General features: G+C 42.3%; 21 protein-coding genes. 19 read left to right on the top strand and 2 right to left on the bottom strand.

What is annotated here, in order from left to right:
- Positions 1 to 127 precede the first annotated feature (127 nt).
- From IRB79_RS19140 to pssA, 14 genes are all read left to right on the top strand, one after another.
- Positions 128 to 2,305 carry a malate synthase G gene (locus IRB79_RS19140; RefSeq protein WP_243504107.1) on the top strand — a complete coding sequence of 726 codons (2,178 nt, stop codon included), beginning with the start codon at positions 128 to 130 and terminating at the stop codon, positions 2,303 to 2,305.
- Positions 2,306 to 2,386: 81 nt separating this feature from the next.
- Positions 2,387 to 3,166, top strand: a complete 780-nt coding sequence (locus tag IRB79_RS19135; RefSeq protein WP_243504105.1) for a fumarylacetoacetate hydrolase family protein — start codon at positions 2,387 to 2,389, stop codon at positions 3,164 to 3,166.
- Between the two features lie 44 nt (positions 3,167 to 3,210).
- Positions 3,211 to 3,987 carry an IclR family transcriptional regulator gene (locus IRB79_RS19130; RefSeq protein ID WP_243504102.1) on the top strand — a complete coding sequence of 259 codons (777 nt, stop codon included), beginning with the start codon at positions 3,211 to 3,213 and terminating at the stop codon, positions 3,985 to 3,987.
- A gap of 255 nt (positions 3,988 to 4,242) precedes the next feature.
- Positions 4,243 to 6,033 (top strand): L-lactate permease, encoded by a 1,791-nt coding sequence (locus tag IRB79_RS19125; protein ID WP_243504101.1) that lies wholly within the window; start codon positions 4,243 to 4,245, stop codon positions 6,031 to 6,033.
- Between the two features lie 157 nt (positions 6,034 to 6,190).
- Positions 6,191 to 6,589, top strand: coding sequence for a GntR family transcriptional regulator (locus IRB79_RS19120; RefSeq protein WP_243504099.1), 399 nt, complete (start codon positions 6,191 to 6,193; stop codon positions 6,587 to 6,589).
- Positions 6,573 to 7,469, top strand: a complete 897-nt coding sequence (locus IRB79_RS19115; protein WP_243504098.1) for an ABC transporter ATP-binding protein — start codon at positions 6,573 to 6,575, stop codon at positions 7,467 to 7,469. Before IRB79_RS19120 ends, IRB79_RS19115 begins: the two co-directional genes overlap by 17 nt.
- A complete protein-coding gene (locus IRB79_RS19110; RefSeq protein ID WP_243504097.1) occupies positions 7,423 to 9,399 on the top strand; it encodes a DUF6449 domain-containing protein in 1,977 nt (658 codons plus the stop codon). Before IRB79_RS19115 ends, IRB79_RS19110 begins: the two co-directional genes overlap by 47 nt.
- A gap of 32 nt (positions 9,400 to 9,431) precedes the next feature.
- Positions 9,432 to 9,953 carry an RNA polymerase sigma factor gene (locus IRB79_RS19105; protein WP_243504095.1) on the top strand — a complete coding sequence of 174 codons (522 nt, stop codon included), beginning with the start codon at positions 9,432 to 9,434 and terminating at the stop codon, positions 9,951 to 9,953.
- Positions 9,954 to 10,104: 151 nt separating this feature from the next.
- Positions 10,105 to 10,872 (top strand): 3-hydroxyacyl-CoA dehydrogenase, encoded by a 768-nt coding sequence (locus IRB79_RS19100; protein WP_243504094.1) that lies wholly within the window; start codon positions 10,105 to 10,107, stop codon positions 10,870 to 10,872.
- 169 nt (positions 10,873 to 11,041) lie between these two features.
- On the top strand, positions 11,042 to 12,187 hold the full coding sequence (locus IRB79_RS19095; protein ID WP_243504093.1) for an acyl-CoA dehydrogenase family protein: 1,146 nt from the start codon (positions 11,042 to 11,044) through the stop codon (positions 12,185 to 12,187).
- 12 nt (positions 12,188 to 12,199) lie between these two features.
- Positions 12,200 to 13,351 carry a thiolase family protein gene (locus tag IRB79_RS19090; RefSeq protein WP_243504092.1) on the top strand — a complete coding sequence of 384 codons (1,152 nt, stop codon included), beginning with the start codon at positions 12,200 to 12,202 and terminating at the stop codon, positions 13,349 to 13,351.
- A gap of 19 nt (positions 13,352 to 13,370) precedes the next feature.
- The gene (locus IRB79_RS19085; RefSeq protein ID WP_243504091.1) at positions 13,371 to 14,939 is read left to right on the top strand and encodes a fatty acid--CoA ligase; all 1,569 of its coding nucleotides are present in this window, start codon (positions 13,371 to 13,373) and stop codon (positions 14,937 to 14,939) included.
- A 20-nt stretch (positions 14,940 to 14,959) separates the two neighbouring features.
- Positions 14,960 to 16,087: a CaiB/BaiF CoA transferase family protein gene (locus IRB79_RS19080; RefSeq protein WP_243509543.1), complete on the top strand. Its 1,128-nt coding sequence runs from the start codon at positions 14,960 to 14,962 to the stop codon at positions 16,085 to 16,087.
- A gap of 192 nt (positions 16,088 to 16,279) precedes the next feature.
- On the top strand, positions 16,280 to 16,975 hold the full coding sequence (pssA, locus tag IRB79_RS19075) for a CDP-diacylglycerol--serine O-phosphatidyltransferase (protein WP_009333556.1): 696 nt from the start codon (positions 16,280 to 16,282) through the stop codon (positions 16,973 to 16,975).
- Positions 16,976 to 17,100: 125 nt separating this feature from the next.
- Here the strand turns inward: pssA and IRB79_RS19070 are convergent, their stop codons facing one another.
- Together IRB79_RS19070 and IRB79_RS19065 are read right to left on the bottom strand one after the other, a co-directional pair.
- The gene (locus IRB79_RS19070; RefSeq protein ID WP_243504090.1) at positions 17,101 to 17,475 is read right to left on the bottom strand and encodes a nucleotide excision repair endonuclease; all 375 of its coding nucleotides are present in this window, start codon (positions 17,473 to 17,475) and stop codon (positions 17,101 to 17,103) included.
- 96 nt (positions 17,476 to 17,571) lie between these two features.
- Positions 17,572 to 18,036, bottom strand: a complete 465-nt coding sequence (locus IRB79_RS19065; RefSeq protein ID WP_243504088.1) for a hypothetical protein — start codon at positions 18,034 to 18,036, stop codon at positions 17,572 to 17,574.
- Positions 18,037 to 18,167: 131 nt separating this feature from the next.
- Here IRB79_RS19065 and IRB79_RS19060 point away from each other — a divergent pair, with 131 nt between their 5' ends.
- From IRB79_RS19060 to IRB79_RS19040, 5 genes are all read left to right on the top strand, one after another.
- Entirely contained in the window at positions 18,168 to 18,362 is a 195-nt protein-coding gene (locus IRB79_RS19060) for a hypothetical protein (RefSeq protein WP_243504086.1), read from the top strand.
- Positions 18,363 to 18,569: 207 nt separating this feature from the next.
- The gene (locus IRB79_RS19055) at positions 18,570 to 19,340 is read left to right on the top strand and encodes an ABC transporter ATP-binding protein (RefSeq protein ID WP_206843501.1); all 771 of its coding nucleotides are present in this window, start codon (positions 18,570 to 18,572) and stop codon (positions 19,338 to 19,340) included.
- A gap of 52 nt (positions 19,341 to 19,392) precedes the next feature.
- Complete coding sequence (locus IRB79_RS19050) at positions 19,393 to 21,300, top strand: AMP-binding protein (RefSeq protein WP_243504083.1); 1,908 nt, start codon at positions 19,393 to 19,395, stop codon at positions 21,298 to 21,300.
- On the top strand, positions 21,300 to 22,184 hold the full coding sequence (locus IRB79_RS19045; protein WP_243504082.1) for a branched-chain amino acid ABC transporter permease: 885 nt from the start codon (positions 21,300 to 21,302) through the stop codon (positions 22,182 to 22,184). The genes IRB79_RS19050 and IRB79_RS19045 overlap by 1 nt, the downstream gene beginning before the upstream one ends.
- Positions 22,185 to 22,187: 3 nt before the next feature.
- Entirely contained in the window at positions 22,188 to 23,249 is a 1,062-nt protein-coding gene (locus IRB79_RS19040) for a branched-chain amino acid ABC transporter permease (RefSeq protein WP_243504081.1), read from the top strand.
- Positions 23,250 to 23,273 lie beyond the last annotated feature (24 nt).

Raw genomic sequence — 23,273 nt, 5'->3', positions numbered from 1 at the left:
CCATTTGGAAACATGCTATTATTTTTTTAAGAGAAAGTTAGAAACGCCGTTTCGTAATAAGAAACAAGGATCGGCAACCGCATTAAATTTATAATGATAAAGCAGCAACCAAAGGAGGAAATGAATAATGGGAAACTATGTGAAAACAGGAAGCCTGCAAGTTGCAAGTGAACTCTATGAATTTATCAATTCCGAAGCTCTGCCGGGAAGCGGAGTGGATCAGGAACCATTTTGGTCAGGTTTGGAAGCGCTTATAAACGATCTGTCGCCTAAAAATAAAGCATTGCTGGCGAAGCGTGACGAAATTCAGCATAAACTGAACACTTGGCACAGAGAAAATCAAGATTTTGATTTTAATAGCTATAAATTATTTTTAGAAGAGATCGGCTATCTTGAGCCAGAGGCCGAAGATTTTAAAATTACTACAGAAAACGTGGATGATGAAGTAGCTGTGAAGGCTGGCCCTCAATTGGTCGTGCCAGTTAATAACGGGCGTTATGCGATCAATGCAGCAAATGCTCGTTGGGGAAGCTTATACGATGCACTTTACGGCACAGATGCAATCAGTGAAGAAAACGGGGCAAATAGAGACGGCGGGTATAATCCTGTAAGGGGAGAAAAGGTTATTGCGTTTGCCAGGGAATTCCTTGATCAAACCGTTCCTCTGTCAAGCGGTTCTCATAAAGACGCTGTTCAATATAAAGTGGAAGACGATAAGCTGGCTGTTTTACTTAACAATGGTGAAACTGCAAATCTAAAAGAAGAAGCAAAGTTTGCCGGATACCAGGGAGAGCAGGATCAGCCTTCTGCGGTACTTCTAAAGAATAATGGCCTTTATTTTGAAATTCAAATTGACAGAAGCCACCCAATTGGAAAAACGGATGATGCCGGAGTAAAGGATGTTTTGCTTGAAGCTGCAATTACCACAATTATGGATTGTGAAGATTCAGTAACAGCAGTTGACGCTGAAGACAAGGTTCTTGTGTACCGCAACTGGCTTGGTTTAATGAAGGGCGACCTTTCCGCCAACTTTACAAAGGGCGCTAAATCAATGACACGTACACTAAATCCCGACCGTTCGTATGTTTCTCCTGATGGAAATGAGTTCTCATTATCTGGACGCTCATTGATGTTTGTCAGAAATGTCGGACATTTAATGTCCATTAACGCCATTTTGGATGCTGATGGAAATGAAGTGCAGGAAGGTATCCTGGATACAGTAGTTACCAGCCTGATTGGCAAGCATACATTGCTTGGAAATGGCCCATACCAAAACACATCAGAAGGTTCCATTTATATCGTTAAGCCAAAGATGCACGGTTCCAAGGAGGTTGCTTTTGCAAACGAGTTATTTGACCGGACAGAAGATCTGCTCGGACTAGAGCGAAATACATTAAAAATTGGTGTAATGGATGAAGAGCGCCGTACATCTTTGAATCTTGCAGCCTGCATCCGTGAAGTAAAGCAGCGCATCGTCTTCATAAACACCGGCTTCCTGGACCGAACTGGGGATGAGATGCATACTTCCATGGAAGCTGGCCCAATGATCCGCAAGAATGACATGAAGGCAACAGCTTGGCTAAAAGGCTATGAAAAATCCAATGTCAATACAGGCCTTGAAACAGGCTTCCAAGGCCGCGCGCAAATTGGAAAAGGTATGTGGGCTATGCCTGATATGATGGCTGATATGATGGAGCAGAAGATCGGCCATCTGAACGCTGGAGCCAATACTGCCTGGGTACCGTCTCCAACTGCTGCCACCCTTCATGCTTTACACTATCATCAGGTGGAAGTCCAAAAGGTGCAAAAACAGCTGCTGGAAGAAATTTCAGACCTTCGTGATGAAATCCTGCAGATTCCGGTTGCTGAAAATCCACAATGGAATCCAGAGGAAGTTCAAGAAGAACTGGATAACAACGCACAGGGTATTCTGGGATATGTTGTCCGCTGGGTTGAGCAGGGCATCGGCTGTTCCAAAGTTCCTGATATCAATAATATTGGTTTAATGGAGGACCGTGCGACATTAAGAATATCAAGCCAGCATGTTGCGAATTGGCTGCACCATGGAATCTGCACGAAGGAGCAAGTGCTTGAGACACTAAAGAAAATGGCTAAGGTTGTAGATGAACAAAATAGTGGAGATCCCGCATACCGCCCAATGGCTGCTGACTTCGATCAATCGGTTGCATTCCAGGCAGCATGTGACCTCGTTTTTGAGGGCTATGATCAGCCAAATGGCTATACAGAACCGATTTTGCACCGCCGCCGTCTTGAAGCGAAGTCTAAGTATGCTGTTAAACAGTAATAGTATTAGAACAGGGCATGCATGTGCCCTGTTTTTCTAAAGAGCTGCAGACTTAAAGTAATTGAAGGGAGAGGGGAAAAGATGAAATTTACAAGATTTGAAGTTAAAGGAGCAGTACATACAGGAGTGTCTGAGGGTGGCATATTTAAAGAAATTAAAGGTGATATTTTTGGAGATTGGGAGTATACTGGCCAAAGCTTCTCGCAGGATGAAGCTAAGCAGCTTGCACCGCTGGTTCCAAATCAGATTATTGGAATTGGAGCTAACTATGTGTCAGTGAAATCAGATTTGCCTGAGACACTGCCGGAAATTCCTGTATTCTTCTTTAAGCCTGTATCTTCTGTTATAGGGCCTGATGAGGATATTATCATTCCTGAAGGCATTGAAGAAGTGAAATTCGAATCAGAACTGGCAGTGGTCATTGGCAGAGAAGCTAAAAATGTAGCAGAGTCAGATGTGCTTGATTATGTTTTTGGCTACACAGTGGGGAATGATGTTACCGCACCGCAATTCTTCCATAATGATGGACATTGGACAATTGGCAAATCCTTTGACACATTTACTCCGCTTGGTCCCGTAATCGAAACAGACCTGGATCCATTTCAGGTTAAAGTTGAGGCAAAATTAAACGGCTCAGAGAAGCAGAACAGCAGCACAGAGTTAATGATCATCCCTATCCGAAAAATGATTTCCTACCTGACTAATGTCATGACTCTGATGCCAGGTGACGTAATCCTTACAGGAAGTCCTGTTGGAGCTGAGATGGTTAGGTCTGGCGATGTTATCGAATGTGAGATTAAAGAGATTGGAACTCTGCGGAATACCTTTGCAGTGGCACGTGAAAGCGCAAAAACGGTATAATCTATTTGTAATGGATTAAGGTTTTTGCACCAGAGGTGAGTGTTGTGGAAAGAGAAAACATGGTCAAGTCCGTCAGCAGGGCACTGGATATTATTACATTGATCAGCCTGAAAAAAAGCGGTCTTGGCGTTACGGAAATTGCCAATCAGATTGATATCAATAAAAGCTCTGTTTATCGTATTCTCTCAACTCTTGTTCAGTACGGGTATATAGAACAGGATAGCGAAACCGGCAAGTATAAATTAGGGTATAAATTTCTGGAGATCAGTTCAAAACTGCTGGAATCAATCGATTTGCGTGCAGAGGCAAGACCTTTTCTGCAGGAGCTGGAAAATGAAACAAATGAAGTCATTCATTTGGTCGTTTATGATCAGGGAGAGGTTGTGTACATCGAGAAGCTTGAGGGCAATGAGACTTTAAGGATGCATTCTAAAGTCGGAAAACGCGCTCCGATGCATTGCACATCTGTCGGCAAAGCTATTCTGGCTCATCTGCCTTCAAGCGTTGTTTTTGATATCCTTGAAAGAAAAGGGATGCCGGTCCATACAGATAAAACCATAACAGATAAAGATGAATTTATGAAAGAATTGGGGCAGGTGAGGCAAAATGGATATGCCCTTGATCTGGAAGAAAATGAATATGGGATTACTTGTGTTGCTGTTCCTATTTTTGACCACCTCGGCAAAGTCATTGCTGCAGTCAGTATCTCAGGCCCGACAATGAGGATGACAAGTGATCGCCTTGATGCATTAAAATCTATAATGGTAAGAACAGGACAAGGGATTTCCGCCCGGCTGGGACATGTCAGCCGAATAAGTTAGGATTAGCCCAATATATCTTGATAAAAAGATATATTGGGCTAATTTTTTTGTATATACATACAAATATTTTTGTGTAAATACATAGATTAAATTTTCCAAATATTATTGAAATTATGAAAAATGTTTGTATAATAAAAATAAGCTTGGTTCATTGTTGTATAACAAAACAATTATAGTTATATAACATGTTTCGCAGTCCGCAACAAAGTGCAATTATTGTTCGCTATTACAAAACAAAAGGGGGAAAAGTAATTAATGAGTACTGGAATGTTAGCTTTATTATCATTATTGCCAATTATCGCAGTCGCAGTATTCCTTGTCGGACTGAGATGGCCGGCAAGTAAGGCCATGCCCATCTCGTACCTTGTAGCGGTTGTCCTGGCGCTATTTGTCTGGAAGGTGTCGGGTGCAAAAGTGGCGGCTGCATCCATTAATGGCCTGGTTGTCGCCGGAACACTACTATACATTATTTTTGGTGCAATTCTGCTTCTGAATACTCTGCAGGAAAGCGGCGGCTTAAAGACCATCCGCCAGGGATTTACCGATATCTCTCCTGACCGCAGAATTCAAGTGATTATCATTGCCTGGCTGTTTGGATCTTTCATTGAAGGCGCATCCGGGTTTGGGACTCCTGCAGCAGTAGCTGTACCGCTATTAGTTGGTCTGGGCTTCCCGGCTATGGCAGCTGTAATTGCCGGGATGGTCATTCAAAGCACACCAGTTTCATTCGGTGCAGTAGGCACTCCGATGCTCGTTGGTGTGCAGACCGGTTTATCTGGCAATGCGAGCCTTACAGATAATCTGCTTGGCCTGGTAACGCAAATTGCCGGACAAGTAGCTATTCTTCATATGATTGCAGGCACATTAATTCCTTTATTTGTAGTAGCCTTAATGACAAGATTCTTTGGCAAGAACAAATCATTTACAGAAGGGATAAAGATTTGGAAGTTTGCCCTGTTCGCATCTTTTGCCATGACAATCCCTTATGTAATTGTTGCAAATGTTCTTGGACCTGAATTCCCGTCTATGATTGGAGGATTAGCTGGTTTAGCAATTGTTGTTTTTGCGGCTAAAAAAGGATTTCTTATGCCTCCTAAGGATCAGGTTTGGGATTTTGAAGAGAAATCCAAGTGGGATCCGGAGTGGACCGGCAAACTTGAAATCAAAGCAGTTGCTCACAAAAGCGGAAGCATGACCATGATGCGTGCCTGGACTCCTTATGTTTTAGTAGGTCTGTTTTTAGTATTGTCGAGATTGAAATCGCTTCCATTTTTAGGGTGGCTTCAGTCGTGGACTGTTAAGTTTGAAAACATTTTTGATTCCGGCATCACCTCAAGTTTCCAGCCGCTGTATTTGCCGGGTACCATTTTTATTCTTGTATCCGTTATCACCTATTTTATTCATGGAATGAATTCCAGTTCATACAAAAAAGCCTGGGCAGATTCAGGAAAAACAACTGTTGCTGCTTCAACAGCTTTAATTTTCACTGTTCCGATGGTACAGGTTTTCATCAATACCGGCGGGGGAGAGGCTGGCTATAATCAGATGCCGATCGAGCTCGCAAATGGTGCAGCAGCTCTTGCTGGAGAATTTTGGCCGTTCTTCGCAACGTTTATAGGAGGTATTGGTGCTTTTATCGCGGGGAGTAATACTGTCAGTAATATGATGTTTTCTCTATTCCAATATGATGTTGGTTCACAGATTGGAGTGGATGCAACCTGGATTGTAGCCCTTCAGGCAGTCGGCGGAGCAGCTGGAAACATGATATGTGTCCATAACGTGGTTGCTGCATCAGCTGTTGTTGGTCTTGTTGGAAAAGAAGGCGCTGTCATTCGTAAAACCCTTTTCCCATTCTTCTATTATGCATTGCTGGCTGGGTCAGTAGGCTACTCGATTGTATGGTATTCGCAAAAAGGAATTTTCAATCTTGGTTCCTTCGTTGCGGTTGGCATCGCAGTCGCAGCTGTTTATATCATCGCAACAAACAATAGACGCTCCAACATGATTTTGCCTCCGCCTCCGGTGAATGTGAAATCAGCTAAATAATCAATTATAACTGGTTTAGCCCTTTGGCTGAGCCAGTTTTTTCTTTTTATAAAAATTTTAATTTTCCTCTTCTCTTTTCCAATTACTTGTAATATAATCTAACTGTATTAACTGTACTATGAATGATAGTACACTGCATACAGATGGGAGGGTAAGCATGTTTGAATTGGACGTAAGGAGCCGAAAGCCTATATATGAACAGCTGGTTGAGCGGCTTAAAGAGCTGATCATCACCGAGGTCTTAACAGCAGATGAACAGCTGCCTTCCGTTCGAACGCTGGCCCATCAGCTGACAATCAATCCCAATACGATTCAAAAGGCATACAGGGAACTTGAATCCCAGGGCTATATTTATTCTATAAAGGGGAAGGGCAGTTTTGTCAGTCCAGCGACTCCCAATCTGAACAGCGAAAAAATAGAAAAAGTGAAAATTGAGCTTTCAAAGCTTTTATCAGAAGCTATATATCTTGGAATCACAAAAGATGAATTATTTAAGATGATTCAGGAATTAGAAGCAGCTATAGGGGGAGGGATAGAAGATGATCAAAATCCGTAATGTACGTAAATCATTCGAGGAGATGGATGCTGTCGAAAATGTCTGCATCGAAGTCAATAAAGGGTCCATATACGGCTTGCTTGGTTCCAATGGAGCTGGGAAAACAACGCTCTTGAAGCTTATGGCAGGCATCTATGCGGAGGATGAAGGGTCTGTGGCCATTGACGGCCAGCCGGTCTTCGAAAATCCGGTAATTAAAGATAAGATGTTTTTTATTCAGGATCATCCCTATTTTCTGCCTCAATATACAGTTAAGCAAATGGCACAATTTTATCAAAATATTTACAGCAGATGGGATGACGGCCGCTTTGAAGAACTTGCTGCTATTTTTGAAATGGACATACATAAAAAGATTCATAGATTTTCAAAAGGCATTCAGAGGCAGGCTGCTTTTATCCTGGCTTTGTCTGCCAGGCCGGAAGTTTTAATTTTGGATGAGCCTATGGATGGGCTTGACCCGGTCATGAGAAAGAAAGTGAAAAGCCTGCTAATAGATGAGGTTGCTGAAAGAGAAATGACCATCCTTATTTCTTCTCATAATCTGCGTGAAGTGGAAGATTTATGTGATTATATTGGCATCATGCATAAAGGGCGTATGATCCTGGAAAAAGACCTGGATGACCTTAAAACAGATACACACAAGATTCAAGTGGCTTTTAAAGGATCTGTACCAGCCATTTTCGATCCGCTGAAAATCCTTCATAAAGAAAAAAGAGGCAGCATTATGATCTGCATTGTAAAGGGAGATGCGAAGGAAATATCGTCATATGTAGAACAATTTAAGCCAGTGATTTTCGATATGCTTCCCCTTACATTAGAGGAGATCTTCATTTATGAAATGGGGGACATTGGATATGCAGTCCAGAACATCCTTGGTTAAAAGGGAAATTTTAAAAACGATTTTCAGAAGTGTCGGCTGGGTTTCCATTGTATATTTTCTCGGTCTGTTCTTCGCTATTCCACTTGATATAATAATGAATTCTTCAGAGGAACAGCGGAAATTTCTGGACATTGACAATCTGTTTCAATACAACTTCCAGCTCCAGTTTATTTTTAATATATCAGTACCGGTGATCTTGTCTGTGTTCTTATTCAGATACACGCAGGTAAAACAATATAGCGATTTAATTCATAGCCTCCCAGTCAAGCGGGCATCCATTTTCCATCAGTATGCGTTAACTGGAATCATGCTATTAATTTCGCCGGTTATACTCATTGCTTTAATAGTCCTGATACTTTACCAGCCCATGAATTTGCAGGAGTTCTATTCAATTGGGGAGATATTCAATTGGGTGGGCATCACTCTTTTATTTAATATTGTGATTTACCTGGCAGGAGTTTCTGTGGGAATGCTGACGGGATTATCCGCCGTACAAGGTGCCTTAACGTATATTTTCCTCTTGCTCCCTGTAGGCCTGATCATTTTAGTCTCTATTAATTTGCCATTCTATTTATTCGGCTATCCAGACCAATATTATATGGCAAGCAAATTTGAGAAGTTTTCTCCCTTGATTGCACTGACTCAGATGAACATGCGTACTCCCTCAAGCGTAGAGACTGCCATTTATCTCTTTCTTATTTTGTCTCTGTATTGTCTTGGTTTGCAGATCTATAAAAGGAGAAGGATGGAGGCTGTCTCCCATGCCCTGGTTTTTCCGATTACAAAGCCCATTTTTAAATATAGTGTAACTTTTTGCACGATGCTTTTAGGGGGAGGGTATTTCGGTGAGATGCGCGGCGGCATGAGCTGGCTTATAGCTGGATATCTGTTTGGAGCATTGATTGGGTATGCGGCCGCCGAAATGGTTCTGCAAAAATCATGGCGTGTGACCATTAATGTGAAAGGATTGATGGCATACACGGCTCTAATGGCGGCTTTATTCATCATATTTCAATTTGACTTTACTCAATATGAAAAAAGCATACCACGGGGCAATGAAATTGAGCGGGTTCATTTTAGCGAGAGTTTTTACCTTTATAGTGATATCGATCATGAGGAACCCTTATATTTGAAAGAATACGAAAATATTGATTTGGTCAGAAAATTTCATGAGACGATTGTAAAGGATGAAAACAGACTAGCGCAGATTCCGGGCCGTGATTCAGTTTTTATCGTGTATGAACTGAAGAATGGCGAAAAGCTAGTCCGCGATTACAGGATTAATAAAAAGGAATACAAGCCATTTCTTAAACTAATTTATGAATCGGATGAATATAAAAAGGCAACAAATGAAATTTATCAGGTTTCAGCAGATGATACAACGAAATTAACGATTACTCCAACTGGGCCTATTACTAAGCGGGCGGTCATTACAGACGATAAAGATCTAAAAGAGGCTATTGAGATATTGACTGAAGAAGTTGATTCTGCTTCCTTTGAAGAGCTCCAGGGAAGTGACGAGCCGTATGCGCACATTGAGATTTTTTATAATGACAGCAATAAAGCTTATATGGCTTGGTATCCTTCTTATACAAGATTTGAGGAATGGCTGGAAGAAAAGTCATTATTGAATGAAGCAAGAGTGAACAGCAATGATATCTCTTATGCCTTAGCTGCAAAAGCGAAGGATATCGATATCAATTTTGCAGCAGGGTACTCGTATGAAGAAGTTTTTGAAGAAATGAGAGATAGTAAATCTGCCGTCAAATTAACGGATAAGGAACAAATAGAAAGCAGCTTGAAGAATTCAGATGGATTCATGGATGGAGACTATATTATTGCGTTCTATTTTGATGAGCAAAGGACAATTGATATTAAAAGCTTCACGGAAGAAACAGTTCCAGCCTTTATAAAAGAACGGCTTCAATAAAATGTTGAAACCTATAGGAGAGGGGGATTATAGTGATTAAACCTTCAATGGATATGAGAGAGATCTGCAGGCTCTACAATAAACGGCTCTATCATATTGCTTATAATATTACTAGGGATCATTATCTTGCACAGGACGTTGTACAGGAATCGCTGCTCAAAGCATATAAAAAAATGGACAGCATTGATGATCAGGAAAAGCTGGGGGGCTGGTTATCTTCGATTGCAACCAGAACTGCGATTGATTTTGTCCGAAAAGAAAGAAGGACAAATGAGAGAATACAGGATTCTGTTGATTTTGAAAACTGCATGGAAAGTAAATATATTGATGCTGGGCAGGAAGCAGAAGTCAATTTACTTGAGGAGCAGATATACGCTTATGTGGATACCCTCTCCTATGAACAGAAAAGGGTTTTCCTGCTTAAAACAAAGCACGGGCTAAAGGAGAGAGAAATAGCGGACATTCTCCATCTCAACCCAAACACTGTCAAAACAAAATTGTATCGGGTCAGGCAGCACCTTAGAGAAATTCTTGGCGATCGGTATTTGGCATAGAAAATCAGCTTCTGAAAAGGAGCTGTTTTTTTGTGCACTTACAAGGAATTGATAAATAGGCAGCAGAGAATTCGGCCAGTCAGCAGGAAAATCTGCATTCCTAATGGAAATGTCTTCATAGATAAACCTGATTAATTAAAGGAGGTTCACTATGGAAGTGAAAGATTGCAGGGCCATTATCACTGGCGGCGCCTCAGGGCTTGGCGAGGCGACTGTGAGAAAAATAGCCGGATGCGGCGGAAAAGTTCTTATTGCAGATTTGGCTGAAGATCGGGCAAGCCATCTAATCAAGGAACTGGGGGGAAATGTTCATTTTTTGAAAACGGATGTAACAAAAGAAGAAGACGTGCAGAGAGCAGTGGCATTCGCTTCTGAACAATTTGGCAGCTTTAATACTGCAGTTAACTGTGCCGGCATAGGAATTGCCGCCAAGCTGATTGGTCGAAAGGGAGTCCATACACTGGACATGTTCCAAAAGGTCATTAAGATTAATCTGGTCGGAACTTTTAATGTCATTCGTCTGGCTGCTGAACAAATGGCAAAGAATGATCCGAATGATCAAGGTGAAAGAGGCGTCATTATTAACACGGCTTCCGTAGCAGCCTTTGAAGGACAAATTGGCCAGGCTGCATATAGTGCATCAAAAGGCGGTGTGGTTGCGATGACCTTGCCAATTGCCAGAGAACTGGCGGGTTATGGGATTCGTGTTATGACGATTGCCCCTGGATTGTTTAATACACCAATGTTTGAATCGCTTCCTGAGGAGGCAAGGGATTCATTGGGGAAAATGGTGCCTTTTCCTTCAAGGCTTGGATATCCTGAGGAGTATGCCAGGCTGGCTGAGAGTATTTTAGTGAATCCTATGCTGAATGGAGAAACTATCCGTCTGGATGGCGGCATCCGCATGCAGCCAAAGTAAATGAGAGAACCTGCCCTTTTTACAAAGGATAGGTTTTTTTTGAAAAATATATTTTAAATGTTCTAAAAATATTGATAATTATTGTACAATATAATTGTAAGCCTTTACAAAGGCAGTGAATAATACTTTGTGTTATGTCAAAAAAATTTTAGATTCGGAGGATCATAATATGGCTGCTTCATACATTCAGGAAGAGCATGAAATTTTTCGGGAATCTTTGCGTAAGTTTTTAGAGAAGGAAGCCTATCCGAATTATGACAAATGGGAAGAGGACAGGATCATTCCCCGTGATTTTTGGCACAAGATGGGGGAGCAGGGTTTTTTATGCCCTGATATTGAAGAAAAATATGGCGGAAGCAATGTTGATTGGGGCTTCTCAGTAGTCATTAATGAAGAACTTGAACGGGTTGGCTCAGGCATGGTGGGAATTGGGCTCCACAATGATATTGTTGTTCCTTACATTACTGCTTATGGAACAGATGAGCAAAAGGAAAGGTGGCTGCCAAAGTGTGCAGGAGGTGAAATCATTACTGCTATCGCAATGACTGAACCTGGCGCCGGATCTGATTTAGCCGGCATCAGAACGACAGCAAGGCTTGAAGGGGACCATTACATAGTGAATGGCGAAAAGACCTTTATAACCAATGGAATTCATTCCGATTTAATCATCATAGCCTGTAAAACTAATCCCAATGCAGTTCCCCGGCATAAAGGGGTAAGCTTGCTTGCGATCGAGAGGGGAACAAAGGGATTTACAAGAGGAAGAAAATTAAACAAGGTCGGTCTTCACTGTCAGGATACGGCAGAGTTAATTTTTGAAGATTGCAAGATTCCGAAAGAAAATCTGATTGGAGAAGAAGGGAAAGGTTTTCTATATTTGATGGAAAAGCTGCAGCAGGAAAGACTTGTCGTAGCAATCGCTGCCCAGGTGGCTGCAGAGGAAATGCTTAATTTAACAGTGGAATATGTTAAGAATCGCGAGGCATTCGGAAAACCGGTCAGCCAGTTTCAAAACACTCAATTTAAGGTTGCCGAAATGGCAACAGATATAGAAATGGGAAGGACGTTCCTTGATCAATTGATTACAGAGCATATGGCAGGAAAAGATGTAGTTACAAAGGTCTCCATGGCGAAATGGAAGCTTACAGAAAATGCCCGGAATATTGCTGCTGAATGCATGCAGCTTCATGGCGGCTATGGCTATATGGAAGAATACGAGATTGCAAGGAGATACAGGGATATACCAGTTGCCAGCATATATGCAGGTACAAATGAAATCATGAAAACCATTATTGCGAAGAACATGGGTTTATAAGGAGGAGAAAGCATGCGTGAGGCTGTCATCGTAGAAGGTGTCAGAACACCAGTAGGAAGAAAAAACGGCTTTTTAAAAGATATCAGGGCGGATGATCTGGCTGCTGAAGCACTAAAGGCACTTGTCGGACGTGCAGGTATAGATCCGCAAATCATTGATGATGTCATTCTTGGATGTGTCTCGCAAATAGGCGAACAAACAGGGGATATTGCAAGGGTCGCAGCATTGATCGCAGGTTTTCCGATTGAAGTGCCAGGGACCACCATTGACCGCCAATGCGGCTCCAGCCAGCAGGCTGTCCATTTTGCAGCTCAGGCGATTTTAGCGGGAGATATGGATATTGTTATCGCAGGCGGTGTTGAAAGCATGTCCCGTGTCCCTATCGGTTCCAGTTATCAGGGTGTCGGATTCAGTGAAAAACTGACAGAAAGACATGAAATCATCCACCAGGGCTTATCGGCTGAACGCATTGCTAAAAAATATGGTTTTACAAGAGAAGAACTTGATCGCTATTCATTAGAGAGCCACCAAAAGGCTTTAATAGCCCAGGCCGAAGGCCGTTTTGAGAGAGAGATTGCACCATTAGATGTGACATTGCCTGATGGGCAGCTCATGACGGTATCGGAGGACTCTGGCCCCAGAAAGGAAACGTCACTGGAAGCACTTGGAAGCCTAAGGACTGTTTTTAAAGAGAATGGAGTGATTCATGCAGGAAATTCAAGTCAAATCAGTGATGGAGCCGCAGCACTATTAATTATGTCACGCGATAAAGCAGAGGAGCTTGGAATGAAGCCGAGGTTCAGGATTCTTTCTCGTACAGCAGTCGGCTCTGATCCTACTTTAATGCTGACTGGACCGATACCGGCAACTGAGAAAGTGTTAAAGAAAGCTGGAATGGCTATTGAGGACATCGATGTGTTTGAAGTGAACGAAGCTTTCGCTCCTGTTCCGCTTGCCTGGCTGAAAGAAACTGGAGCCGATCCTGCAAAGCTTAATCCAAACGGCGGTGCCATTGCACTCGGCCATCCGTTGGGAGGCAGCGGTGCACGGCTGATGGTCACCATGATGCATGAACTCGAAAGAACAGGGGGGCGCTATGGATTGCAGACCATGTGTGAAGGCCTTGGGATGGCAAATGCGACTATTATTGAACGATTAGACTGAAGAATGGGGAGGAATGAAAATGACTACTACTATTGGAAGAGTTTTTGATCTGACTGCCGGAAAGTTTCCGAATAAAGAAGCCCTGTATGATGTCAGAAAAAATCTGCGTCTTACTTATAGGGAATGGGGTCTTGAGATCAATAAATTGGCGAATGCCTTAATGAATGCGGGAGTCAGGAAGGGTGACAGGGTCTCAACCTACCTTTTTAATACAGAGGAGCTTGCAACAGCATTCTTTGCATGTGCAAAAATCGGTGCCATTTTTAATCCGATCAACTTTAGACTGATGTCAGAAGAAGTTGCTTATATCCTTCAGGATGCAGAGCCAAAAGTAGTGTTATTTGAACAAATGCTGGAGTCAGGCATTACCCCAATTGCTAAACGTTTTCCGCAAACAGCCTTCTGGTACATTGATGACAATGCACCCGGATATGCTTCATCCTATCGGGAAAAAGTGGATGCAGCATCGCACGATGAAATCGAAATAGAAATTGACGAAAATGACTTGTACGCGATCATGTACACTAGCGGTACCACTGGAAGGCCTAAAGGAGTTGTCCACAGGCACCGGGATATGGCTGAACAAAGTTTAATCGTAATAGGAGCCACTAAGCTTGAAAGCAGTGACAATGGTCTCGTGACTGCTCCAATGTTCCACTGTGCAGAGCTTCACTGTGCCTTTTTGCCGAGGGTGCATGTGGGGGCTAGAAATACGATCCTCCATCACTTTGATGCAAAAGAAGTATTACAGTTAATCTCAGATGAGAAGATTACAAAGTTTTTTGCAGCTCCTACCATGTGGAATATGCTGCTGCAGGAAAACTTAAGCCATTATAATCTGCAAAGCCTGAAGATGGGACTATATGGAGCAGCTCCAATGGCTCCTGCACTTGTTTATGCATGCCGGGAGAAATTAGGCATTTCCCTCGTACAGGCATATGGAATGACTGAGATGGGGCCTGCCATTACGTTTTTATCTGAAAATGATCAAATCCGGAAAGCAGGGTCTGCAGGACAGGCCTGTTTAAACCATGAGATTAGGATTGTAAGGCCGAATGAAAATGGTCCTTCAGATCCTGATGATGTGGTGCCGGCAGGGGAAACGGGTGAAATCATCGTAAAAGGTCCATGCATGATGAGTGGTTATTTTAATCGGGATGAGGCAAACGACCTTGCCATGCATGGAGGCTGGTACCACTCTGGTGACATAGGATATCTGGATGACGAAGGCTATTTGTACGTCAAAGACAGAGTCGATGATATGATCATTAGCGGCGGAGAAAACATTTACCCTCGGGAAGTAGAAGATATTTTATATACGCATAATGGCGTACTGGATGTGGCAGTGATCGGCCAGCCTGATGACCGCTGGGGTGAGACGGTCACAGCATTTGTAGTTAAAAAAGATCCGGCACTATCTGAAAATGAGCTGGATGAACTGTGCAGGAATAGTGATGAACTTGCTAATTATAAGCGGCCAAGAAAATACGTATTCTGTGAAGCTCTGCCAAGGAATGCGAGCGGCAAGATCCAAAAGTTTATGCTCCGCAAGCAGCTGGAGGATCTGTTCGCTGACGGAAAAATTTAGCCGGAAGAAAGGGATGCATGATGTTAAAAGGCATAAGAGTAATTGATTTTTCCAATTATCTCCCTGGTCCGTTTGCTTCCCAGAGGCTTACAGAGCTTGGAGCTGAAGTGGTTAAGGTTGAACCTTTTACTGGTGACCCCGCAAGGCAGCTGGATATTAAAATAGAGGGTACAGGAGCAGTGTTTGCCGCCAACAACCGCGGTAAAAAAAGCATTACACTCAATCTGAAGAGTGAGGAAGGAAGAAGTGCGGCCCTAAAGCTTATTTCTGAAAGTCATGCTGTGCTGGAAAGCTTTCGGCCCGGTGTTATGAAAAAACTCGGACTTGATTATGAGTCTGTAAAAAGACACAAGCCCACTATTGTTTATTGCTCCCTAACAGGCTACGGGGAGAATGAAGACTATCAATATTTAGGCAGCCATGATTTAAACTACATGGCAGTAAGCGGCGCCCTTTCTCAGCTAAAGGACCGAAGCGGACGCCCTGTTCACCCGTCTAATACAATAGCGGATTTTATGGGAGGAATGGCCGCAAGTGAAAGGATACTGGCCGCCCTGCTTTCCAGCAGGATTTCCGGCAAAGGCGGGCATCACTGCATTTCCATTGCTGAAGTGATGGCTTCCATCATGGGAAACCATTTGCTGATCGAAAGCGAGACGGGTTATCCAAATGGGCTTTCGGTGCTAAGCGGGGAGATCGTTGCCTATTCCATTTATGAAACAAAGGATTCGCGGTTTGCTGCTCTTGCTGCATTAGAGCCGAAGTTCTGGATAAACTTCTGCAAGAGTGCCGGCAGGGAGGATTGGATTGATTCCCATTTCTCCCGTGCCTCTGGCAATAATCCTGTATATCTGGAGATGACCGAATTATTTAAAAGCAGGACATTAAAAGAGTGGACTGAATTCGGGCAAAGAGTTGATTGCTGCCTGACTCCGGTATTGGAGACGGGTGAATTAAGAGACTTTCCACTTTTTAAGGGGATTTATGAACGAGACGGGAATTATCCTTTAGTTAGAATGCATGGAGGAATTGACTCAGCAGTGGCTGGCCCTCCAAAACTGGGAGAACATAATGAGGATGTTTTAAGAAATATTGCAGGATTGCCAGAGGAGAAAATTAAGACTTTGGCAACAGAGAAAATATTTTAATGGTTGAGATATAATTGAAGAATTCGCTTGAAAAGGCCTTAATCCATGTGTTGATTAAGGCTCTTTTTTAGACGGGGAGACATGGCTGTCTTCTTTTGAAAGTGAAGGTTTTGTAGAAGATTAAATGGTATAATGAAAGGGAATATATAATAAAATAAACTTTTTTCTATTTTTGGAGTGTGATGGTCACTAGTGCGTTTTATTAAAACAATCCCCAATATGGTCACTTTGGGTAATTTATATTGCGGTTTTCTTTCAATCGGAATGGCTGCCAATGGCGAATTTAAAAATGCAGCAATATTGATATTAATCGGCATGATGCTCGATAGCATGGACGGCAGGCTGGCAAGAATGCTGAAAGCGGATAGTACGCTTGGAAAAGAACTTGATTCTCTGGCAGATATTGTTACATTTGGGGTTGCCCCTTCATTTTTGGTCTTTTATACATACTTTTTTCAATTTGGAATCCTTGGATTAATTGTTTCAGGTCTTTTTCCTCTATTCGGGGCATATCGGCTTGCCCGATTCAATATCAGTCCCCCAAAGTCCTCATTAAATTATTTTATAGGAGTTCCGATAACAGCAGCAGGAGGGATCATGGCCATACTGACCCTTTTTGGTGACCGTATTCCCAATATCATCACAACTGTTGTGTTCACAGCACTGTGCTTTCTTATGGTAAGCAGAATTCGGATTCCCAGCTTTAAGGAAGTTCCTCTTCCAAAATACGGGACGATTGTTACCATTTTTCTAGGAAGTGTCCTGTACGTTATTTATAAGGGCTCCTATGGACCATTTCCCGATTTAATTTATATTGCGATTCCGCTATACATTGCGTATTTGACATACAGATTCATTAAAGGTAAAAACAAAAAAGAAATCGATTAATTAGAAATGCGGAAGCGCCTTGCCCACCCCCGACACCTCGAGGGGGTAGGCTGCTTGCGCTAGACAGTTATCGAAGTTCAAAGTTATTCTTTTTTACAAATAAAAAAAGGCCGGGATGGCCTTTTTTATTTGTAAAATACTTTGTCTATATTATATTTTGCATGAAGGGTATTAATGATATAAGTCTCATAAATTTCGCGCTCCATGCTGTCTTCAACGTAAATGACCGCAATTTTATAGACATCATCGCGATGATTTTTTATTGGAGAAACATTATCCTCAAAATGCTTTTTCACGCGCTGCCTTAATTTTCGTGCCTTCCCTGCAAAGAGCAGATCTTCATTCGCATCGAAAAACAGAATCATGCCGCCCTTGTCTCTTGGTATCTTATGATAATCTGTGAAACCATAGACACTGCTAAGGTCACTTTCTCCTGCCTGTCCCGTTTGCCTGCTTCTTGTAATGACGAGATCGGGCTGAGGTATTTCAATTTTTATCAATATCATCACTTCCTATTCTAAGATTAAAGAGTACCATAAATTTCATATGTAATCCACATTAAAAGTATCATTGGATCCTGCCTGGCCATCTGCTCCTTATATGAAGTGTAATTGTTTTTGTCTTTCTTTTGTCATATTCAGCAGCACTTCATTATTGAGCGAGTGTGCCATTTTAAGGGTGAGATCCAAGATTTTTTTGATTCCTTCCTTCTGGCCGTATTCAATAGCTACCCGATCACATTGAACTTCAGTATCTGTACAGATTATATTCTTTCCAGCCGGATAGGTAATATGTCCAATTTCATGCCAGATTATGGCTTGTTTTATTTCTCTGTCTGAACAGAACTTTTCATAATCATAGACGACAATAAACCAGTCATAATGCGCATCCAGGGATTGATAAAACATAGTCAGGAGTCTGCAGTCAATATTCCAAAAGCTCAGCCAGCTTTCATTGTTTAGACCAAAGTTTTTTAAAACTGTATGTTTATCTTCTAAAATGGCAATTTTTCCGTCTAGGCCGCATCGGGATAAGGAAAGCTCTTCACACAAACAGATCAAGTCAGATTCTCCTTTTATTTAATTTTGTTTTACTAGCATTGTTATGTAAGTGGCATTTTTTTAATCACCATCCGATAAGAAAATAAAGATATTAATGGATTTGATTGCAAACCTGCCATGTGGCAGTCCAAATGAAAAAAGTGGCAGCGGATACAATTAAGGAAAAAGCTGAGCTGGAAAGGGATTTAGGTGTGGATTTAACTAGTAATCCAAAAGCGGGGCTTCAGCAGCCTTCTTGCAGGGTGAAGTTGGACCGGAACCAAACTAAGCTGGGCACATTTGTGTTCAGCTTTTTTTCTTTCTATTTACATAAAGAGTTTGCATAATATTTATCACTTAGCTCATAGTGAAAAATACTTACACATAAGGAATTAGTCATATCAATATTCCCAGTCACATAAAAATGAAAAATAGCTCAGGAGTGAAAAATATTTTAAATATTAAAAGGAGAAAATAAACATGTAAAGAATATTTAAACTATTCATAATTTTATAAAAAATATTTTGCTACTCGAAATAAAGGGGGTTGGAAGGTTGGGGATTTTAGAGATAAAAGATGCTACTTTAAGGTTTGGAGGCGTAGTAGCTCTCGACCATGTCTCATATGAAGTGCAGGAAGGAGAGATTTTTTCGCTTATTGGGCCAAATGGCGCAGGGAAAACAAGTATGCTGAATTGTATTAGCGGACTATACAAGCCTTCATCTGGTTCCATCCATTTCAAGGGGGAAGATATTACCCGCTATAAACCTCACAAAAGAGCCAGTATGGGTATTGCCAGGGCATTCCAGAACATCGAACTTTTTCCGCATTTATCTGTTTTGGACAATCTGATGCTTGGCAGGCATGTCAGAATGAAAACCGGACTTCTTGCAGGAGGATTTTATTGGGGAAAGGCGCAAAGAGAGGAAATTGAACATCGGAAAAAAGTTGAGCAGGTGATCGATTTTCTTGAAATTGAGGATATCCGCAATACTCCCGTGGGAACCCTTTCGTATGGATTGCAGAAAAGGGTCGAAACCGGCAGAGCTCTGGCATTGGAACCTGACATCCTTCTTCTGGATGAGCCGATGGCAGGCATGAATAGTGAGGAAAAAGAGGACATGGCCAGATACATTATCGACATTCATGAAGAAATGAATACAACCATTATATTAATTGAACATGACATGGGGGTTGTAATGGATTTATCCGATCACATTGCAGTTCTTGATTTCGGTAAGCTGATTGGCTACGGGACGCCCGAAGAGATTCAGAATAATCCTAGAGTCATAGAAGCTTATCTGGGAGAGGAGAATGCCGTATAAAGATATATAGGCTAAAAGTTAGTTTTGTATTTTGAGGAGGGGGAGCGATTCTATGACCATGACATTTCCGCAGCTGCTGATTGAAAGGGCTTACATAAATGGGTCACAAGTTGCTTTACGAGAAAAAGAATTTGGAATTTGGAATGAAATCACGTATGATGCGTTCTTGGAGAAAGTTATGAATTTCAGCCTGGGATTGGCATCTTTAGGTCTAAAAAGGGAGGATAAGCTAGCCATTATCGGCGATAACAGACCTGAATGGGTAATCAGTGAGCTTGCTGCGCAAAGCTTGGGCGGCATTTCAGTCGGAATCTATCAGGAATCCTTATCTGCTGAGCTTAGTTACATTATTGATAATTGTGACGCAACTATAATAGTAGCGGAAGATCAGGAGCAAGTGGATAAACTGCTGGAAATTAAAGGATCCATTCCTAAAGTCAGAACGATTATTTATTATGATTCACGGGGCATGAGAAGTTACCGGGAGGATTTTCTGCTTGAATTTAAAGAAGTTCTGGAGATGGGAAGAAGATATCACTTAGAGAATCCTGATTTATTTAAGCAGGAAGTCGATAAAGGGTCTGCTGATGATGTGGCAATTTTGTCATATACTTCTGGAACTACAGGCAATCCAAAGGGAACCATGCTTACTTACAGGAATCTGATAGACATGGCTAAAAACCTATCAGACATCGATCCGCTGACAGATAAGGATGAATATGTATCATTCCTTCCGCTTGCCTGGATCGGGGAACAAATGATGACCTTTGCTATGGGCTTATACAATGGAATAACTATTAATTTCCCTGAAGAGCCAGCAACCGTATTAGAAGACCTCCGGGAAATTGGGCCACAGGTTATGTTTTCACCGCCAAGAATATATGAAGATATGGTATCACGCTTTCAGGTTAAAATTCAGGACAGCGGCTGGCTGAAAAGAAAGATATATAACTGGTGCAAGCCAATTGGTGAGAAAGCAGCCAAAGCACATTTTGAAAATAAGCCTGTCAGCACTGGAACGAAGGCTCTCTATAAAATTGCAGATTATCTGATGTTCGGTGCGATCCGCGATCATTTCGGACTCCTGAAGATCAAGCGTGCTTATACCGGCGGTGCCCCTTTAGGCCCAGATGTATTTGAGTTCTTTCACAGCATAGGAGTCAATGTGAAAAGCATTTATGGGCAGACAGAAGTTTCCGGCATCTCTATTGTGCACAGGGACGGCGACATTAAGCTTGATAGTGTTGGAATTCCTATTCCGGGAACAGAAGTGAAAATTTCTCATGAAGGAGAAATTCTGATCAAAAGCTCAAGCGTCTGCAAGGGATACTACAAAAACGAGAAAAGTACAATCGAAACCATTCAGGATGGCTGGCTCCATACAGGGGATGCAGGGAGACTGGATGAAGATGGGCATTTGTATATCATTGACCGGATAAAAGATGTCATCCGCCTTGATTCGGGTGAGATGTTCTCCCCGCAATTTATCGAAAACAAACTGAAATTCAGTTCGTTCATCCAGGAAGCAGTAGCAATCGGGAAGGATCGCCCATATGTGGTTGCCATGATCAATATCGATATGAAAAATGTAGGGCGCTGGGCAGAGAAAAATCAAATCAGCTATACCACGTATACCGATTTATCATCCAAACCGGAAGTGCTGGAACTGATCGAAAAACAAGTGCAGGAAATCAATCAGACCCTGCCTGAAAAAGCCCGGGTGAAAAAATTCGTTCTTCTTTATAAAGAACTGGATGCAGATGATGAAGAGCTTACAAGAACAAAGAAAGTCCGCAGGCAATTTGTTGCTAAAAAATATCAGGCCTTGATCGATGGGCTTTATACAGAGGACAAAAAAATACGTGTCAATGGCACGATCAAGTATCGTGATGGCATGGAACAAACCATCCAAACAACGCTTCAAGTCATTTTTATGGATGAAGGAGAGGGGGCAGCTTAATGACTTTTTTCTTGCAGATGCTCGTAACAGGAATCGTGGTAGGAAGTGTTTATGCACTTGTGGCACTGGGCTTTGTGCTCATTTATAAATCCAGTGACGCCATCAACTTTGCACAAGGTGAGTTCCTTTTAATTGGAACGTATGTATGTTTAACGCTTATTACAGCCTACAAGATCCCGTTTATAGCTGCCCTTTTAATTGCGCTGATGTTCAGTGCGGTTTTGGGATTTGTCATTGAACGAATTGTTCTGAGGCCGTTTATCGGAGAGCCGGTCATATCGATGATAATGGCGACGATCGGTTTATCGAGCGTTCTTGCTGGGATTGTCCATATTATTTGGGGCCATGAAACACGTGTGTTTCCAAAAATCTTCTCAGAACAGCCTGTTAATCTTGGCGAAATTGTCATTGCGCCCGTCTATTTATGGTCACTTTTAATCGTTGTGGCTATGCTTATCATTTTCACCCTCTTTTTCAAATATTCGAAGCTGGGAATTGCGATGAGGGCAACCGCAGATGATCAGCAGGCGGCGATGTCAATGGGTATCAGCGTTAAAATGATTTTCGCAGTTGCCTGGGCGATTGCTGCTATTGTTTCTGCAGTTGGAGGCATCCTTCTCGGGAACATAAATGGTGTTAATGCATCCCTTTCAGCGATCGGCTTAAAGGTACTTCCGGTTGCCATCTTAGGAGGACTTGACAGTATCCCCGGGGCCATCATCGGCGGACTGATCATCGGCATTCTTGAGAGCTTGACCGGCGGATATCTGGATCCATTGGTTGGTGGCGGTCTGAAAGAGGTTATGCCGTTTGTCATCCTCGTATTTATCCTTATGTTCAAGCCATATGGTTTGTTCGGAAAAAAAGAAATCGAGAGGGTGTAACCGATGAGAAATCCTTTTGTAATGGATTGTGGAGAATTCCATGTAAATTATAAACAAGATATGGCTATCTGGAAAATCTCCAGAGTAAGGATGCGGGTATTCATTCTTCTGGCTATATTTGCAGTCTTCCCGATGTTTGCATCCGATTATATCATTGGACTGGCAACGCTTTGCGGAATTGCCGCGATTGGTGCGATTGGCCTGAACATCCTGACGGGCTTTACCGGCCAGATTTCCATAGGGGTAGGCGCCTTTCTGGGGGTAGGCGGATATACGTCGGCCATTCTGACAGCTAAGCTGGGATTAAGCTTCTGGATTGCCATGCCGACAGCCGGCATTGTGACGGCGATTGTAGGCGGACTATTCGGATTGCCTTCCTTAAGGCTAAAAGGATTATATTTAGCCATTGCGACACTGGCAGCACAGGTAATCATTTTGTTTGTTATTTCCCGCTGGGATGCGCTGACTGGAGGAACAGCCGGAATGGTCCTTTCAAGGCCTGAACTTGGCAGTTTTGTCTTTTACAGTGAGCGGAGCTATTATTATTTGATGTTTGTAGTGCTGATTATTACGGCCATCTTCACCCTGAACCTCTTCCGGTCGCGGGTCGGCAGGGCATTCATAGCAGTACGTGACCGTGATGTGGCAGCAGAAGTGATGGGAATCGATTTGTTTAAGTATAAAGTATTGGCATTTATTGTGAGTTCCTTCTTCGTAGGCATCGCTGGAGCTTTACTGGGCCACTATACCATGGTTGTAAGTCCCGAACTTTACAGCATTACAGTGTCCATCGAATACTTGGCAATCATACTGGTCGGCGGATTAGGGAGTGTATTCGGGTCGATTTACGGAGCTGTTTTCATTACATTGCTGCCAGTTGTTCTAAGATCAGGTGTAGAAATGATGAGCGGTGTTTTTCCAGACTTGTCTGCAGTCTTAATAGGAATGAAAGAGGTAGTATTTGGCCTCGTGATCATCTTATTCCTGATTTATGAACCGCAGGGACTCGCGAAAATATGGAAAAATATTAAAGATTATTTTAAACTGTGGCCGTTTTCTTATTAATTCCCGGGTAATAATTTCTGAAAA

Source organism: Cytobacillus oceanisediminis (genome assembly GCF_022811925.1).
In the GTDB taxonomy this organism is placed as follows: Bacteria; Bacillota; Bacilli; order Bacillales; family Cytobacillaceae; genus Cytobacillus; species Cytobacillus oceanisediminis_D.
Note: the sequence above shows the minus strand (reverse complement) of the source record. Positions and strands in the feature narration are given on the sequence as shown.

Coding starts and splice junctions, on each gene's coding strand:
- IRB79_RS19120 (WP_243504099.1), top strand. CDS start 6,191: ATGTTTGAATTGGACGTAAGGAGCCGAAAGCCTATATATGAACAGCTG.
- IRB79_RS19140 (WP_243504107.1), top strand. CDS start 128: ATGGGAAACTATGTGAAAACAGGAAGCCTGCAAGTTGCAAGTGAACTC.
- IRB79_RS19115 (WP_243504098.1), top strand. CDS start 6,573: ATGATCAAAATCCGTAATGTACGTAAATCATTCGAGGAGATGGATGCT.
- IRB79_RS19080 (WP_243509543.1), top strand. CDS start 14,960: ATGTTAAAAGGCATAAGAGTAATTGATTTTTCCAATTATCTCCCTGGT.
- IRB79_RS19135 (WP_243504105.1), top strand. CDS start 2,387: ATGAAATTTACAAGATTTGAAGTTAAAGGAGCAGTACATACAGGAGTG.
- IRB79_RS19085 (WP_243504091.1), top strand. CDS start 13,371: ATGACTACTACTATTGGAAGAGTTTTTGATCTGACTGCCGGAAAGTTT.
- IRB79_RS19090 (WP_243504092.1), top strand. CDS start 12,200: ATGCGTGAGGCTGTCATCGTAGAAGGTGTCAGAACACCAGTAGGAAGA.
- IRB79_RS19110 (WP_243504097.1), top strand. CDS start 7,423: ATGAAATGGGGGACATTGGATATGCAGTCCAGAACATCCTTGGTTAAA.
- IRB79_RS19050 (WP_243504083.1), top strand. CDS start 19,393: ATGACCATGACATTTCCGCAGCTGCTGATTGAAAGGGCTTACATAAAT.
- IRB79_RS19040 (WP_243504081.1), top strand. CDS start 22,188: ATGAGAAATCCTTTTGTAATGGATTGTGGAGAATTCCATGTAAATTAT.
- IRB79_RS19045 (WP_243504082.1), top strand. CDS start 21,300: ATGACTTTTTTCTTGCAGATGCTCGTAACAGGAATCGTGGTAGGAAGT.
- IRB79_RS19095 (WP_243504093.1), top strand. CDS start 11,042: ATGGCTGCTTCATACATTCAGGAAGAGCATGAAATTTTTCGGGAATCT.
- IRB79_RS19100 (WP_243504094.1), top strand. CDS start 10,105: ATGGAAGTGAAAGATTGCAGGGCCATTATCACTGGCGGCGCCTCAGGG.
- IRB79_RS19060 (WP_243504086.1), top strand. CDS start 18,168: ATGAAAAAAGTGGCAGCGGATACAATTAAGGAAAAAGCTGAGCTGGAA.
- IRB79_RS19125 (WP_243504101.1), top strand. CDS start 4,243: ATGAGTACTGGAATGTTAGCTTTATTATCATTATTGCCAATTATCGCA.